Origin of the sequence: Pseudomonas sp. Irchel s3a18 (assembly GCF_900187535.1) — a bacterium.
Classification (GTDB): Bacteria; Pseudomonadota; Gammaproteobacteria; order Pseudomonadales; family Pseudomonadaceae; genus Aquipseudomonas.
Map to the genome: position 1 here is coordinate 3,434 of NZ_FYDV01000015.1, position 16,244 is coordinate 19,677.

The 16,244-nt window shown below is 55.8% G+C and carries 12 protein-coding genes and 1 tRNA gene; all 13 read left to right on the plus strand.

Annotated features, from left to right (window positions below; all coding sequences use genetic code 11):
- Positions 1 to 892 (plus strand): elongation factor Tu (gene tuf, locus CKW29_RS19065; protein WP_095148935.1); only part of this gene is annotated, 892 nt, incomplete at its 5' end.
- 53 nt (positions 893 to 945) lie between these two features.
- Positions 946 to 1,021: transfer RNA gene (locus tag CKW29_RS19070), tRNA-Trp, on the plus strand.
- Between the two features lie 45 nt (positions 1,022 to 1,066).
- Positions 1,067 to 1,435 (plus strand): preprotein translocase subunit SecE, encoded by a 369-nt coding sequence (gene secE, locus CKW29_RS19075; protein ID WP_095147411.1) that lies wholly within the window; start codon positions 1,067 to 1,069, stop codon positions 1,433 to 1,435.
- A 9-nt stretch (positions 1,436 to 1,444) separates the two neighbouring features.
- On the plus strand, positions 1,445 to 1,978 hold the full coding sequence (gene nusG, locus CKW29_RS19080) for a transcription termination/antitermination protein NusG (RefSeq protein ID WP_003186097.1): 534 nt from the start codon (positions 1,445 to 1,447) through the stop codon (positions 1,976 to 1,978).
- A gap of 117 nt (positions 1,979 to 2,095) precedes the next feature.
- The gene (gene rplK / locus CKW29_RS19085) at positions 2,096 to 2,527 is read left to right on the plus strand and encodes a 50S ribosomal protein L11 (protein ID WP_095147410.1); all 432 of its coding nucleotides are present in this window, start codon (positions 2,096 to 2,098) and stop codon (positions 2,525 to 2,527) included.
- Positions 2,527 to 3,222, plus strand: coding sequence for a 50S ribosomal protein L1 (gene rplA / locus CKW29_RS19090; RefSeq protein WP_095147409.1), 696 nt, complete (start codon positions 2,527 to 2,529; stop codon positions 3,220 to 3,222). Before rplK ends, rplA begins: the two co-directional genes overlap by 1 nt.
- A 198-nt stretch (positions 3,223 to 3,420) precedes the next feature.
- Complete coding sequence (gene rplJ, locus CKW29_RS19095) at positions 3,421 to 3,921, plus strand: 50S ribosomal protein L10 (protein WP_095147408.1); 501 nt, start codon at positions 3,421 to 3,423, stop codon at positions 3,919 to 3,921.
- A gap of 77 nt (positions 3,922 to 3,998) precedes the next feature.
- Entirely contained in the window at positions 3,999 to 4,364 is a 366-nt protein-coding gene (gene rplL / locus CKW29_RS19100; protein ID WP_095147407.1) for a 50S ribosomal protein L7/L12, read from the plus strand.
- A 220-nt stretch (positions 4,365 to 4,584) separates the two neighbouring features.
- The gene (gene rpoB, locus CKW29_RS19105) at positions 4,585 to 8,658 is read left to right on the plus strand and encodes a DNA-directed RNA polymerase subunit beta (protein ID WP_095147406.1); all 4,074 of its coding nucleotides are present in this window, start codon (positions 4,585 to 4,587) and stop codon (positions 8,656 to 8,658) included.
- A gap of 64 nt (positions 8,659 to 8,722) precedes the next feature.
- Positions 8,723 to 12,922 (plus strand): DNA-directed RNA polymerase subunit beta', encoded by a 4,200-nt coding sequence (gene rpoC, locus CKW29_RS19110; RefSeq protein WP_095147405.1) that lies wholly within the window; start codon positions 8,723 to 8,725, stop codon positions 12,920 to 12,922.
- 216 nt (positions 12,923 to 13,138) lie between these two features.
- Positions 13,139 to 13,510 (plus strand): 30S ribosomal protein S12, encoded by a 372-nt coding sequence (gene rpsL, locus CKW29_RS19115; RefSeq protein ID WP_003186084.1) that lies wholly within the window; start codon positions 13,139 to 13,141, stop codon positions 13,508 to 13,510.
- A gap of 118 nt (positions 13,511 to 13,628) precedes the next feature.
- On the plus strand, positions 13,629 to 14,099 hold the full coding sequence (rpsG, locus tag CKW29_RS19120) for a 30S ribosomal protein S7 (protein WP_002555493.1): 471 nt from the start codon (positions 13,629 to 13,631) through the stop codon (positions 14,097 to 14,099).
- Positions 14,100 to 14,129: 30 nt separating this feature from the next.
- Complete coding sequence (gene fusA, locus CKW29_RS19125; protein ID WP_095147404.1) at positions 14,130 to 16,235, plus strand: elongation factor G; 2,106 nt, start codon at positions 14,130 to 14,132, stop codon at positions 16,233 to 16,235.
- Positions 16,236 to 16,244 lie beyond the last annotated feature (9 nt).

The following is a 16,244-nucleotide window of genomic DNA, read 5'->3' on the forward strand; positions in this document are numbered from 1 at the left end:
CGCTATCCTGGTTTGCTCGGCCGCTGATGGTCCGATGCCACAAACCCGTGAGCACATCCTGCTGTCCCGTCAGGTAGGCGTTCCGTACATCGTTGTCTTCCTGAACAAGGCTGACATGGTAGACGACGCTGAGCTGCTGGAGCTGGTTGAGATGGAAGTGCGCGATCTGCTGAGCACTTACGACTTCCCAGGTGACGACACTCCGATCATCATCGGTTCGGCGCTGATGGCTCTGAACGGTCAAGACGACAACGAGATGGGTACCACTGCCGTCAAGAAGTTGGTTGAGACTCTGGACAGCTACATTCCAGAGCCAGAGCGTGCAATCGACAAGCCGTTCCTGATGCCAATCGAAGACGTATTCTCGATCTCGGGTCGCGGTACTGTTGTGACTGGTCGTGTTGAGCGTGGCATCGTCCGCATTCAGGAGGAGGTTGAGATCGTTGGTCTGCGCGATACTCAGAAAACTACCTGTACCGGCGTTGAAATGTTCCGCAAGCTGCTCGACGAAGGTCGTGCTGGCGAGAACTGTGGCGTTCTGCTGCGCGGCACCAAGCGTGACGACGTTGAGCGTGGCCAGGTTCTGGTCAAGCCAGGCACCGTCAAGCCGCACACCAAGTTCACCGCAGAGGTTTACGTTCTGAGCAAGGAAGAAGGCGGTCGTCATACTCCGTTCTTCAAAGGCTACCGTCCACAGTTCTACTTCCGTACAACTGACGTGACTGGTAACTGCGAGCTGCCAGAAGGCGTTGAAATGGTAATGCCAGGTGACAACATCCAGATGACTGTCACTCTGATCAAAACCATCGCGATGGAAGATGGCCTGCGTTTCGCTATCCGTGAGGGCGGTCGTACCGTCGGCGCTGGTGTCGTAGCCAAAGTCATCGAGTAAGTTGTTGTAATGTCTTTTTCGGGCCGGCATAATGGTCGGCCTGATTTTGTTTTAGGTCAGTAGCTCAATTGGCAGAGCGACGGTCTCCAAAACCGTAGGTTGGGGGTTCGATTCCCTCCTGACCTGCCAGATTCACTCAGTGTGTCTGGCTTTCTTTTCACAGGATCTTCATAGATGACTCCTAAAGCTGAAGCTCAAGGCTCTCGCTTCGATCTGCTTAAGTGGCTAGTGGTAGCTGCTTTGGTGGTTGTTGGCGTTGTTGGCAATCAGTATTACTCTGCTTCGCCGATCCTGTACCGTGTACTCGCTTTGCTTGCTATTGCTGCTGTAGCTGCCTTTGTAGGCCTGCAGACGGCGAAGGGCAAGTCTTTCTTTGTACTGGTTAAGGAAGCTCGCACCGAGATTCGTAAAGTCGTTTGGCCAACTCGCCAAGAAACCACGCAGACCACCCTGATTGTGGTGGCTGTTGTTCTGGTTATGGCGTTGCTGTTGTGGGGTCTTGATTCCCTGCTCGGCTGGCTTGTTTCCTTGATTGTCGGCTAAGGGTGTCCCGTGGCTAAGCGTTGGTATGTTGTGCATGCTTACTCGGGTTACGAGAAGCATGTAATGCGCTCGCTGGTAGAGCGCGTAAAGCTGGCTGGCATGGAAGATGGCTTCGGCGAAATTCTGGTTCCCACTGAAGAAGTGGTTGAAATGCGTAATGGCCAGAAGCGCAAAAGCGAGCGTAAGTTCTTCCCTGGCTATGTGCTGGTCCAGATGGATATGAACGAGGGTACTTGGCACTTGGTCAAGGACACTCCTCGTGTGATGGGCTTTATCGGCGGTACCGCTGATAAGCCGGCACCAATTACTGATAAAGAAGCAGAAGCGATTCTGCGTCGCGTTGCTGATGGTAGCGACAAGCCGAAGCCGAAGACGTTGTTCGAGCCAGGCGAAGTGGTTCGTGTTACCGACGGTCCGTTTGCCGATTTCAATGGCACGGTCGAAGAAGTTAACTACGAAAAGAGCCGGATCCAAGTGGCGGTGCTCATTTTCGGTCGCTCTACTCCGGTAGAGCTAGAGTTCAGCCAGGTCGAAAAGGTCTAGCCGAACAAGCATCCCAACCCCGCAGCCCTAGGCTGTGGGGTTTTGTCGTCACTGGGATAAACGCGCAAGTAACCGGGGAGCCTCTCGAGGCGTTTGAACCCGTAATTGGAGTGCCTCATGGCCAAGAAGATTACCGCTTACATCAAGCTGCAAGTGAAGGCCGCTCAGGCTAACCCAAGCCCACCTGTTGGTCCGGCCCTGGGTCAGCACGGCGTGAACATCATGGAATTCTGCAAGGCTTTCAACGCCCGTACTCAGGGTCTTGAAGCTGGTCTGCCGACTCCAGTGATCATCACTGTCTACAGCGACCGTAGCTTCACGTTCGAAACCAAGTCGACCCCTGCTTCGGTTCTGCTGAAGAAGGCTGCTGGTCTGACTAGCGGTTCCGCTCGTCCAAACACCGTTAAGGTTGGCACTGTAACTCGTGCTCAGCTGGAAGAAATCGCGAAAACCAAAAACGCGGATCTGACTGCAGCTGATATGGAAGCAGCCGTGCGTACTATCGCCGGTTCTGCTCGTAGCATGGGCCTTAACGTGGAGGGTGTGTAATGGCTAAGCTGACCAAGCGCCAAAAGGCTATCGCCGGCAAAATCGAAGCGGGTAAAGCCTACAGCTTCGTTGACGCTGCTGCTCTCCTGACCGAGCTGTCGACTGTCAAGTTCAGCGAGTCGGTAGACGTCGCTGTAAACCTGGGTGTTGACCCGCGTAAATCTGACCAGGTTGTTCGTAGCGCTACTGTGCTGCCACACGGCACTGGCAAGACTGTTCGCGTTGCTGTGTTCACCCAGGGCCCGGCAGCTGAAGCTGCTCTGGCTGCTGGCGCTGATCGCGTAGGCATGGACGACCTGGCTGCCGAAATGAAAGGCGGCGACCTGAACTATGACGTGGTTATCGCATCCCCGGATGCAATGCGCGTTGTGGGTCAGTTGGGTCAGATCCTCGGTCCACGTGGTCTGATGCCTAACCCTAAAGTCGGCACCGTGACTCCAGACGTAGCTACCGCGGTTAAAAACGCCAAGGCTGGTCAGGTTCGTTATCGCACCGACAAAAACGGCATCATCCACACTTCCGTTGGCAAGGTTGGCTTCGACGCCACCAAGCTGAAGGAAAACGTTGAAGCCCTGATCGCTGATCTGAAGCGTATCAAGCCAGCTTCCTCGAAAGGTATCTACGTCAAGCGCGTAACCCTGAGCACCACTATGGGCCCAGGTCTGGTCATCGACCAAGGCTCGCTGGACGTATAAGTAACATGTTGGCGTGAGTGATCGCGCCAATTGAAAGATTGGGGTCCCTGCCTGGCGGGGGCTATCCAAGACCGTAGGCGACGCAAGTCTTAAACCTCAAGCCTACGCAGATGGTGCTCCCGGTTCCTTACCGAATCAGACACCAAAACGACATCAGGCTCAGGCCAGATGAAACGGTAACAAGCAGGAGTTAAACCCGTGGCAATTAAACTCGAAGACAAGAAGGCCATCGTCGCTGAAGTCAACGAGGCTGCCAAAGTCGCTCTGTCCGCTGTCGTGGCTGATGCCCGTGGCGTAACAGTAGGCGCGATGACCGGACTCCGTAAAGAGGCTCGTGAAGCTGGCGTTTACGTACGTGTTGTACGTAACACCCTGCTCAAGCGCGCTGTTGCTGACACTGAATACAGTGTTCTCAACGACGTGTTCACTGGCCCGACCTTGATCGCGTTCTCCAACCAACATCCAGGCGCTGCTGCCCGTTTGTTCAAAGAGTTCGCTAAAGGTCAGGACAAGTTCGAGATCAAGGCAGCTGCGTTCGAGGGCAAGTTCCTCGCAGCTAACCAAATCGACGTGCTGGCAACTCTGCCGACCCGCGACGAAGCAATTTCTCAGCTGATGAGCGTGATCCAAGGCGCTACCAGCAAATTGGCTCGTACTCTGGCGGCTATTCGCGACCAAAAAGAAGCTGTTGCAGCCTAAGGCTGAGCACTTCCTTTCGCGCTTTTTTGTTTATTTCGATGGTCGCGTAGGCCGTCCCCAAATCAGGAATTAGAGTCATGTCTATCTCTCAAGACGATATCCTCAACGCCGTAGCTGAAATGTCGGTTATCCAGGTTGTTGAGCTGATCAAAGCTTTCGAAGAAAAATTCGGTGTTACCGCTGCTGCTGCATCGGCAGGTCCAGCTGCTGCTGCCGCTGTTGTTGAAGAGCAAACCGAATTCAACGTCATGCTGACCGAAGCTGGCGAGAAGAAAGTTAACGTGATTAAGGCTGTACGTGAACTGACCGGTCTGGGCCTGAAAGAAGCCAAGGCTGTAGTTGACGGCGCTCCTGCCATGGTTCTGGAAGCTGTTGCCAAAGACGCAGCTGACAAAGCCAAAGCAGCTCTGGAAGAAGCAGGCGCTAAAGTCGAGCTGAAGTAAGCATCGACTTTGCGTCTCCAGCCCGAGCGTTAAGCGAAAGGCTGATGGCTGGTGGCTCTTGCCACCGGCCTTTTTCCGTTATTGGCGGCCGACTGGGTCGGCGCCGATAACGTGCTGTAACCATCCGATGTGGTGGCGCAAACCATGGGGTTTGCACGATTTTCTGGCTGCTCCCGTCGGGAGGGGCCAAACAAGCAGGTGACCAAGCTGGGGAACGCTGATGGCTTACTCATATACTGAGAAAAAACGTATCCGCAAGGACTTTAGCAAGTTGCCGGACGTCATGGATGTGCCGTACCTCCTGGCCATCCAGCTGGATTCGTATCGTGAATTCTTGCAAGCGGGAGCGACTAAAGATCAGTTCCGCGACGTGGGCCTGCATGCGGCCTTCAAATCCGTTTTCCCGATCATCAGCTACTCCGGCAATGCTGCGCTGGAGTACGTCGGTTATCGCCTGGGCGAACCGGCATTTGATGTCAAAGAATGCGTATTGCGCGGTGTAACTTACGCCGTACCTTTGCGGGTAAAAGTGCGCCTGATCATTTTCGACAAAGAATCGTCGAACAAAGCGATCAAGGACATCAAAGAGCAAGAAGTCTACATGGGTGAAATCCCCCTGATGACTGAGAACGGTACCTTCGTAATCAACGGTACCGAGCGTGTAATCGTTTCCCAGCTGCACCGTTCCCCGGGCGTGTTCTTCGACCACGACCGTGGCAAGACGCACAGCTCCGGTAAACTGCTGTACTCCGCGCGGATCATTCCTTACCGCGGTTCGTGGCTGGACTTCGAGTTCGACCCGAAGGACTGCGTATTCGTGCGTATCGACCGTCGTCGCAAGCTGCCTGCATCGGTACTGCTGCGCGCGCTCGGTTACACCACTGAAGAAGTGCTGGACGCGTTCTACACCACCAACGTATTCCACGTGAAAGGTGAAAACCTGAGCCTGGAGCTGGTGCCTCAGCGCCTGCGCGGTGAAATCGCTGTCCTCGATATTCAGGATGACAAAGGCAAGGTTATTGTCGAGCAGGGTCGTCGTATCACCGCTCGCCACATCAACCAGCTGGAAAAAGCCGGGATCAAAGAGCTGGAAGTGCCTCTGGACTACGTCCTGGGTCGCACCACCGCCAAGGTCATCGTGCATCCGGCAACCGGCGAAATCCTGGCAGAGTGCAACACCGAGCTGAACACCGAGATCCTGGCGAAAATCGCCAAATCCCAGGTTGTTCGCATCGAAACTCTGTACACCAACGATATCGATTGCGGTCCGTTCGTCTCCGACACCCTGAAGATCGATTCCACCAGCAACCAACTGGAAGCGCTGGTCGAAATCTATCGCATGATGCGTCCAGGCGAGCCGCCAACCAAAGACGCTGCCGAGACCCTGTTCAACAACCTGTTCTTCAGCCCTGAGCGCTACGACCTGTCTGCGGTCGGCCGGATGAAGTTCAACCGTCGTATCGGTCGTACCGAGATCGAAGGTTCGGGCGTGTTGTGCAAGGAAGACATCGTCGCGGTATTGAAGACCCTGGTCGACATCCGTAACGGTAAAGGCATCGTCGATGACATCGACCACCTGGGTAACCGTCGTGTTCGCTGCGTAGGCGAAATGGCCGAGAACCAGTTCCGCGTTGGCCTGGTACGTGTTGAACGTGCGGTCAAAGAGCGTCTGTCGATGGCTGAAAGCGAAGGCCTGATGCCGCAAGACCTGATCAACGCCAAGCCAGTGGCTGCGGCGGTGAAAGAGTTCTTCGGTTCCAGCCAACTGTCCCAGTTCATGGACCAGAACAACCCGCTGTCCGAGATCACCCACAAGCGCCGTGTTTCTGCACTCGGCCCTGGCGGTCTGACTCGTGAGCGTGCCGGCTTTGAGGTTCGTGACGTACACCCGACTCACTACGGTCGTGTCTGCCCGATTGAAACGCCGGAAGGTCCGAACATCGGTCTGATCAACTCCCTGGCGGCCTATGCGCGCACCAACCAGTACGGCTTCCTCGAGAGCCCGTACCGCGTGGTGAAAGACGCCCTGGTTACCGACGAGATCGTGTTCCTGTCCGCCATCGAAGAAGCTGATCACGTGATCGCTCAGGCTTCGGCCACGATGAACGACAAGAAAGTCCTGATCGACGAGCTGGTAGCTGTTCGTCACTTGAACGAGTTCACCGTCAAGGCGCCGGAAGACGTCACCTTGATGGACGTATCGCCGAAGCAGGTAGTTTCGGTCGCAGCGTCGCTGATCCCGTTCCTCGAGCACGACGACGCCAACCGTGCGTTGATGGGTTCGAACATGCAGCGTCAAGCTGTACCAACCCTGCGCGCTGACAAGCCGCTGGTCGGTACCGGCATGGAGCGTAACGTAGCCCGTGACTCCGGCGTTTGCGTCGTGGCTCGTCGTGGCGGCGTGATCGACTCCGTCGATGCCAGCCGTATCGTGGTTCGTGTTGCTGATGACGAAGTTGAAACCGGCGAAGCTGGTGTCGACATCTACAACCTGACCAAATACACCCGCTCCAACCAGAACACCTGCATCAACCAGCGTCCGCTGGTGCGTAAGGGTGATCGGGTTCAGCGTAGCGACATCATGGCCGACGGTCCGTCCACCGATATGGGTGAGCTGGCTCTGGGTCAGAACATGCGCATCGCCTTCATGGCATGGAACGGCTTCAACTTCGAAGACTCCATCTGCCTGTCGGAACGCGTTGTTCAAGAAGACCGTTTCACCACGATCCACATCCAGGAACTGACCTGTGTGGCACGTGACACCAAGCTTGGGCCAGAGGAAATCACTGCAGACATCCCTAACGTGGGTGAAGCTGCACTGAACAAGCTGGACGAAGCCGGTATCGTTTACGTAGGTGCTGAAGTTGGCGCTGGCGACATCCTGGTTGGTAAGGTCACTCCGAAAGGCGAGACTCAACTGACTCCGGAAGAGAAGCTGTTGCGCGCGATCTTCGGTGAAAAAGCCAGCGACGTTAAAGACACCTCCCTGCGCGTACCTACCGGTACCAAGGGTACTGTCATCGACGTACAGGTCTTCACCCGTGACGGCGTCGAGCGTGATGCTCGTGCACTGTCGATCGAGAAGACCCAGCTCGACGAGATCCGCAAGGACCTGAACGAAGAGTTCCGTATCGTTGAAGGGGCCACTTTCGAACGTCTGCGTTCCGCTCTGGTCGGCCACAAAGCCGAAGGCGGCGCCGGTCTGAAGAAAGGTCAGGACATCACCGACGAAGTGCTGGACGGTCTTGAGCACGGCCAGTGGTTCAAACTGCGCATGGCTGAAGATGCTCTGAACGAGCAACTCGAGAAGGCTCAGGCCTACATCGTTGATCGTCGCCGTCTGCTGGACGACAAGTTCGAAGACAAGAAGCGCAAACTGCAGCAGGGCGATGACCTGGCTCCAGGCGTGCTGAAAATCGTCAAGGTTTACCTGGCAATCCGTCGCCGCATCCAGCCGGGCGACAAGATGGCCGGTCGCCACGGTAACAAAGGTGTGGTCTCCGTGATCATGCCGGTTGAAGACATGCCGCACGATGCCAATGGCACCCCGGTCGACGTCGTCCTCAACCCGTTGGGCGTACCTTCGCGTATGAACGTTGGTCAGATCCTTGAAACCCATCTGGGCCTCGCGGCCAAAGGTCTGGGTGAGAAGATCAACCGTATGATCGAAGAGCAGCGCAAGGTTGCCGAGCTACGCAAGTTCCTGCACGAGATCTATAACGAGATCGGCGGGCGTCAAGAGAGCCTTGACGACTTCTCCGACCAGGAAATCCTGGATCTGGCGAAGAATCTGCGCGGTGGCGTACCGATGGCCACTCCAGTGTTCGACGGTGCCAAGGAAAGCGAAATCAAGGCCATGCTGAAACTGGCGGACCTGCCAGAAAGCGGCCAGATGCAGCTGACCGACGGCCGTACCGGCAACAAGTTCGAGCGCCCGGTAACCGTTGGCTACATGTACATGCTGAAGCTGAACCACTTGGTAGACGACAAGATGCACGCTCGTTCTACCGGTTCGTACAGCCTGGTTACCCAGCAACCGCTGGGTGGTAAGGCGCAGTTCGGTGGTCAGCGTTTCGGGGAGATGGAGGTCTGGGCACTGGAAGCATACGGTGCCGCTTACACTCTGCAAGAAATGCTCACAGTGAAGTCGGACGATGTGAACGGCCGTACCAAGATGTACAAAAACATCGTGGATGGCGATCACCGTATGGAGCCGGGCATGCCCGAGTCCTTCAACGTGTTGATCAAGGAAATTCGTTCCCTCGGCATCGATATCGATCTGGAAACCGAATAACACGTGACGCGAATCGAGAGCGGGGCAGGATTGCCCGCTCTCTGCTCCGCCAGGAGGAAAGGCCTTGAAAGACCTACTGAATTTGCTGAAAAACCAGGGTCAAGTCGAAGAGTTCGACGCCATCCGTATCGGATTGGCATCGCCTGAGATGATCCGTTCGTGGTCGTTCGGTGAAGTTAAAAAGCCGGAAACCATCAACTACCGTACGTTCAAACCTGAGCGTGACGGCCTGTTCTGCGCCAAGATCTTTGGCCCGGTAAAGGATTACGAGTGCCTGTGCGGTAAGTACAAGCGCTTGAAGCATCGTGGTGTGATCTGCGAGAAGTGCGGCGTTGAAGTCGCGCTGGCAAAAGTTCGTCGTGAGCGCATGGCGCACATCGAACTGGCCTCGCCAGTTGCCCACATCTGGTTCCTGAAGTCGCTGCCGTCCCGTATCGGCTTGCTGATGGACATGACCCTGCGTGATATCGAACGCGTTCTCTACTTCGAGAGCTATGTCGTTATCGATCCAGGCATGACCACCCTTGAAAAAGGTCAGCTGCTCAATGACGAGCAGTATTTCGAAGCGCTGGAAGAGTTCGGCGACGATTTCGATGCCCGCATGGGTGCCGAAGCTGTCCGCGAACTGCTGCACGCTATCGACCTGGAGCACGAGATTGGCCGCCTGCGTGAAGAAATTCCGCAAACCAACTCCGAAACCAAGATCAAGAAGCTGTCCAAGCGTCTGAAGTTGATGGAAGCCTTCCAGGGTTCCGGCAACCTGCCAGAGTGGATGGTGCTGACCGTTCTGCCGGTTCTGCCGCCAGATCTGCGTCCACTGGTCCCGCTTGATGGCGGTCGCTTCGCGACTTCCGACCTCAACGATTTGTATCGTCGAGTGATCAACCGTAACAACCGCTTGAAGCGCCTGCTTGATCTGTCCGCTCCGGACATCATCGTGCGCAACGAAAAGCGTATGTTGCAGGAAGCTGTCGACGCCTTGCTCGACAACGGTCGTCGTGGCCGCGCTATCACCGGTTCCAACAAGCGTCCTCTGAAATCCCTGGCTGACATGATCAAGGGTAAGCAAGGTCGTTTCCGTCAGAACTTGCTCGGTAAGCGTGTTGACTACTCCGGTCGTTCGGTAATTACCGTAGGTCCGACCCTGCGTCTGCACCAGTGCGGTCTGCCGAAGAAAATGGCTCTCGAGCTGTTCAAGCCGTTCATTTTCGGCAAGCTGGAAATGCGTGGTCTCGCGACCACCATCAAAGCTGCCAAGAAGATGGTCGAGCGCGAGCTGCCAGAGGTTTGGGACGTTCTCGCTGAAGTGATTCGCGAACACCCAGTGCTCCTCAACCGTGCACCGACCCTTCACCGTCTGGGTATCCAGGCGTTTGAGCCGGTACTGATCGAAGGTAAGGCTATCCAGCTGCACCCGCTGGTCTGCGCCGCGTACAACGCCGACTTCGACGGCGACCAAATGGCCGTGCACGTACCGCTGACACTGGAAGCCCAGCTCGAAGCGCGTGCGTTGATGATGTCGACCAACAACATTCTGTCGCCAGCCAACGGTGAGCCAATCATCGTTCCGTCGCAGGACGTTGTATTGGGTCTGTACTACATGACTCGTGAAGCGATCAACGCCAAGGGCGAAGGTCGTGTGTTCGCGGATCTGCAAGAAGTTGACCGTGTGTTCCGTGCTGGCGAAGCCGCACTGCACGCCAAGGTCAAAGTGCGGATCAACGAAACCGTCAACGATCGTGATGGTGGCAGCGTCAAGAACACTCGTATCGTCGACACCACTGTCGGCCGTGCGCTGTTGTTCCAGGTTGTTCCACCTGGCCTGTCGTACGACGTCGTCAACCAGCCGATGAAGAAAAAGGCGATCTCCAAGCTGATCAACCAGTGCTATCGCGTGGTTGGTTTGAAAGAGACCGTGATCTTCGCTGACCAGTTGATGTACACCGGTTTTGCCTATTCGACCATTTCCGGCGTTTCCATCGGTGTTAACGACTTCGTTATCCCGGATGAAAAAGCCCGCATCATCGGTGCTGCTACCGACGAAGTGAAAGAGATCGAAAGTCAGTACGCCTCCGGCCTGGTAACTCAGGGCGAGAAGTACAACAAAGTGATCGACCTTTGGTCCAAGGCGAACGACGAAGTCTCCAAGGCGATGATGGCCAACCTCTCGAAAGAGAAAGTCATCGACCGTCATGGCGACGAAGTTGACCAGGAATCCTTCAACTCGATGTACATGATGGCCGACTCGGGCGCACGGGGTTCTGCTGCGCAGATCCGTCAGCTCGCCGGTATGCGTGGCCTGATGGCCAAGCCGGACGGTTCCATCATTGAAACGCCGATTACTGCGAACTTCCGTGAAGGTTTGAGCGTACTTCAGTACTTCATCTCCACTCACGGTGCTCGTAAAGGTCTGGCGGATACCGCGTTGAAAACGGCGAACTCCGGTTACCTGACTCGTCGTCTGGTAGACGTGGCGCAGGATCTGGTCGTAACCGAGATCGATTGCGGCACCGAACACGGTCTGCTGATGACGCCGCACATTGAAGGCGGTGACGTTGTAGAGCCGTTGGGTGAGCGCGTATTGGGTCGTGTGATTGCCCGTGACGTATTCAAGCCAGGTACCGAGGACGTTATCGTTCCTGCCGGCACCCTGGTAGACGAGAAGTGGGTTGAGTTCATCGAGCTGAACAGCATCGACGAAGTGATCGTGCGTTCGCCGATCAGCTGCGAAACCCGCTATGGCATTTGCGCCAAGTGCTACGGCCGTGATCTGGCTCGTGGTCACCAGGTGAACATCGGTGAAGCGGTCGGCGTTATCGCTGCCCAGTCCATCGGTGAGCCGGGTACCCAGCTGACGATGCGTACGTTCCACATCGGTGGTGCGGCAAGCCGGACCTCCGCAGCCGACAGCGTTCAGGTGAAGAATGGCGGTACCGTCCGTCTGCACAACCTGAAGCACGTTGAGCGAGTGGATGGTCACCTGGTTGCTGTGTCCCGTTCTGGTGAGCTGGCCATCGCTGATGACTTCGGTCGTGAGCGCGAGCGCTACAAGCTGCCGTACGGTGCTGTGATTTCGGTTAAAGAAGGTGACAAGGTCGACGCTGGCGCCATCGTGGCCAAGTGGGATCCGCACACTCACCCGATCGTTACCGAAATGAAAGGTACCGTGACCTACGTGGGCATGGAAGAAGGCATCACGATCAAGCGTCAGACTGACGAATTGACCGGTATGACCAACATTGAAGTACTCGACGCCAAAGACCGTCCGGCTGCCGGCAAGGACATCCGTCCTGCGGTGAAGATGGTCGATGACAACGGCAAGGATCTGTTGCTGCCAGGCACTGACGTAATCGCTCAGTACTTCCTGCCAGCCAACGCCCTGGTCGGTGTCGCGGATGGTGCGAAGATCGCGATCGGTGATGTTATCGCTCGTATCCCGCAAGAAACTTCGAAGACCCGTGACATCACCGGTGGTTTGCCGCGTGTTGCCGACTTGTTCGAAGCTCGTCGTCCGAAAGAAGCGTCGATTCTGGCTGAAGTCAGCGGCACCATCGCGTTCGGTAAAGAGACCAAAGGCAAGCGCCGTCTGGTTATTACCCCGAACGACGGTACCGATCCGTATGAAGAGCTGATTCCGAAGTGGCGTCACCTGAACGTCTTCGAAGGCGAACAAGTGAACCGCGGCGAAGTTATCTCCGACGGCCCAAGCGATCCACACGACATCCTGCGTCTGCTGGGTGTGAGTGCGCTGGCCAAGTACATCGTTAACGAGATCCAGGACGTTTACCGTCTGCAAGGCGTGAAGATCAACGATAAGCACATCGAGACCATCCTGCGTCAGATGCTGCGTAAAGTTGAAATCGCTGAATCCGGCGATTCCAGTTTCATCAAGGGCGACCAGATGGAACTGACTCACGTACTGGTAGAGAACGAGCGCTTGAGCGGCGAAGACAAATTTGTCTCCAAGTTCACTCGCGTTCTGCTGGGTATCACCAAGGCGTCGTTGTCGACCGAATCGTTCATCTCGGCGGCTTCCTTCCAGGAAACCACCCGTGTACTGACCGAAGCGGCAGTCACCGGCAAGCGCGATTACCTGCGCGGCCTGAAAGAAAACGTGGTCGTGGGTCGTCTGATCCCGGCGGGTACCGGTCTGGCTTATCACAGCGAGCGCAAGCGCCGCCGTGATGCAGACAAACCGTTGCGCGTAAGCGCCAGTGAAGTGGAAGCTGCACTGACCGAAGCGCTGAACTCGAGCGGTAACTGAGTTCTGCGATAAACAAGGGTGGGGCCCTGGCGGCCCCGCTCGTCGAATCGAGACAAAATGTCGAGGTTGGATGGGCGGGGAGGTCGGGGCCTTGTCTTGACTGGGGACAAGATCCTCTTTAGACTCTTGTACCCCTAAATTTGGCGGGAACTCGTTCCTGCCATTTTGCTTTTCTTGCAAGACAATAGCGTCGCAAGACAACAGTGGAGCTAGTAGATGGCAACTATCAACCAGCTGGTACGTCAGCCGCGTAAGCGTATCGTCGAGAAATCCGACGTGCCTGCGCTGCAGAACTGCCCGCAACGTCGTGGCGTATGCACCCGTGTGTATACCACCACGCCGAAAAAACCTAACTCGGCACTGCGTAAAGTATGCCGTGTGCGTCTGACCAACGGTTTCGAGGTTTCCTCGTACATCGGCGGTGAAGGCCACAACCTGCAAGAGCACAGCGTGGTATTGATCCGTGGCGGTCGTGTAAAAGACTTGCCAGGTGTTCGTTACCACACCGTTCGCGGCTCTCTGGATACTTCGGGCGTTAAAGGCCGTAACCAGGGTCGTTCGAAGTACGGTACCAAGCGTCCGAAGTAATCGGTCGTTTGTTGCAAAAAACTGATTTCTATTTTCTGAGTCGATAAGAGTAAGGTCGGAGGCGTCCCGCAAGGGCACCGATTCCGAGCGAACCTGAAGACCGTTTGAGGGCTTATCCATGCCAAGAAGACGCGTAGCAGCCAAGCGCGAAGTGCTTGACGATCCAAAATACGGAAGCCAAATCCTGGCCAAGTTCATGAACCACGTGATGGAAAGCGGCAAGAAAGCCGTTGCCGAGCGTATCGTTTATGGCGCGCTGGAGAAGGTTAAAGAACGCAAGAACAGCGATCCCCTGGAAATCTTCGAGAAAGCTCTCGACGCCATCGCTCCGCTGGTCGAAGTGAAGTCGCGCCGTGTAGGCGGTGCTACTTACCAGGTTCCGGTCGAAGTTCGTCCGTCCCGTCGTAACGCCCTGGCAATGCGCTGGTTGGTAGACTTCGCCCGTAAGCGCGGCGAGAAGTCTATGGCCCTGCGTTTGGCTGGCGAACTGTTGGACGCTGCTGAAGGTAAAGGTGCTGCAGTTAAGAAGCGTGAAGACGTGCACCGTATGGCTGAAGCTAACAAAGCTTTCTCGCACTACCGCTTCTAATTTTAGCGTCACTAATTTTGCGAGGGCTTTATGGCTCGTACTACTCCGATTAATCGCTACCGTAACATCGGTATCGTTGCCCACGTGGATGCTGGTAAAACCACCACCACCGAGCGCGTCCTTTTTTACACTGGCAAAAGTCACAAGATGGGCGAGGTGCATGACGGCGCCGCGACCACAGACTGGATGGTGCAGGAGCAGGAGCGTGGTATTACCATTACTTCTGCTGCCATTACCGCCTTCTGGCAGGGTTCCGAGAAGCAGCACAAAGATCAATACCGCTTCAACGTCATTGACACCCCGGGCCACGTAGACTTCACCATTGAAGTTGAGCGTTCCCTGCGTGTACTCGACGGCGCGGTCGTTGTGTTCTGCGGTACTTCGGGTGTTGAGCCTCAGTCGGAAACCGTATGGCGTCAAGCCAACAAATACGGCGTTCCACGTCTTGTTTACGTCAACAAGATGGACCGTGCTGGTGCCAACTTCCTGCGCGTGATCGGTCAGATCAAGCAGCGTCTGGGTCATACCCCGGTGCCAATCCAGTTGGCCATCGGTTCTGAAGACAACTTCCAGGGTCAGATCGATCTGATCAACATGCAAGCTGTCTACTGGAACGATGCCGACAAAGGCATGACGCCTCGTCGTGAAGCTATCCCTGCCGAGTTGCAGGAGCTGGCTGAAGAGTGGCGCAGCAACATGGTTGAGGCTGCGGCCGAAGCCAGCGAAGAGCTGATGAACAAGTACCTCGAAGGTGAAGAACTCACCATCGCGGAAATCAAGGGCGCTCTGCGTCAGCGTACTATCGCTGGTGAAATCGTTCTGGCTGTTTGCGGTTCTTCCTTCAAGAACAAGGGTGTTCCCCTGGTTCTCGACGCCGTTATCGACTTCCTGCCTGCACCAACCGACATTCCTGCCATCAAGGGTACCGACCCGGATGACGAGGAAAAGGAAATGGAGCGTCACGCAGACGACAACGAGCCTTTCGCGGCTCTGGCGTTCAAGATCGCTACCGACCCATTCGTGGGTACCTTGACCTTCGTTCGAGTTTACTCGGGCGTGTTGAACTCCGGCGACGGCGTTATCAACTCGGTTAAAGGCAAGAAAGAGCGCGTGGGTCGTATGGTGCAAATGCACGCAAACGCCCGTGAAGAAATCAAGGAAGTGCGCGCTGGCGACATCGCGGCCTTGATCGGCATGAAGGACGTCACCACCGGTGAAACCTTGTGCAACGCTGACAAGCCAATCATCCTGGTTCGCATGGACTTCCCGGAGCCGGTTATTTCGGTTGCCGTAGAGCCTAAGACCAAGGATGACCAGGAAAAAATGGGTATCGCTCTGGGCAAACTTGCTCAGGAAGACCCTTCTTTCCGCGTTAAAACCGATGAAGAGACTGGTCAGACGATCATCTCCGGCATGGGCGAGCTGCACCTGGACATCCTGGTTGACCGGATGCGCCGTGAGTTCAACGTCGAAGCCAACATCGGCAAGCCTCAGGTTTCCTATCGTGAGCGCATCACGAAGAACTGCGAAATCGAAGGCAAGTTCGTTCGTCAGTCCGGCGGTCGTGGCCAGTTCGGTCACTGCTGGATCCGTTTTGCGCCTGCTGACGAAGGTCAGGAAGGTCTGCAATTCGTGAACGAAGTTGTAGGTGGTGTGGTTCCTAAGGAATACATCCCGGCTATCCAGAAGGGTATCGAAGAGCAGATGAAGAACGGCGTTGTCGCCGGCTATCCGCTGATCGGCCTGAAGGCTACCGTGTTCGATGGTTCTTACCACGACGTCGACTCCAACGAGATGGCGTTTAAGGTGGCTGCTTCCATGGCGACCAAGCAACTGGCTACCAAAGGTGGTGGTGAGCTGCTCGAGCCGATCATGGCGGTAGAGGTTGTTACGCCTGAAGACTATATGGGTGATGTGATGGGCGACCTTAACCGTCGTCGTGGCATGATCCAGGGTATGGAAGACACGGTATCCGGCAAGGTAATTCGCGCCGAGGTTCCGCTGGGTGAGATGTTCGGTTATGCGACCGACGTTCGTTCCATGTCCCAGGGTCGCGCAAGCTACTCTATGGAATTCAAAAAATACGATACAGCTCCGACGCACATCGTCGAATCTGTTACCAAAAAACAAGGCTGATTCAGCCCT

Excerpts from the sequence above, each read along its gene's own strand:
- rpoB (WP_095147406.1), top strand. The coding sequence starts at position 4,585 with ATGGCTTACTCATATACTGAGAAAAAACGTATCCGCAAGGACTTTAGC.
- rpsG (WP_002555493.1), top strand. The coding sequence starts at position 13,629 with ATGCCAAGAAGACGCGTAGCAGCCAAGCGCGAAGTGCTTGACGATCCA.
- fusA (WP_095147404.1), top strand. The coding sequence starts at position 14,130 with ATGGCTCGTACTACTCCGATTAATCGCTACCGTAACATCGGTATCGTT.
- rplK (WP_095147410.1), top strand. The coding sequence starts at position 2,096 with ATGGCCAAGAAGATTACCGCTTACATCAAGCTGCAAGTGAAGGCCGCT.
- rplL (WP_095147407.1), top strand. The coding sequence starts at position 3,999 with ATGTCTATCTCTCAAGACGATATCCTCAACGCCGTAGCTGAAATGTCG.
- rplA (WP_095147409.1), top strand. The coding sequence starts at position 2,527 with ATGGCTAAGCTGACCAAGCGCCAAAAGGCTATCGCCGGCAAAATCGAA.
- secE (WP_095147411.1), top strand. The coding sequence starts at position 1,067 with ATGACTCCTAAAGCTGAAGCTCAAGGCTCTCGCTTCGATCTGCTTAAG.
- rpsL (WP_003186084.1), top strand. The coding sequence starts at position 13,139 with ATGGCAACTATCAACCAGCTGGTACGTCAGCCGCGTAAGCGTATCGTC.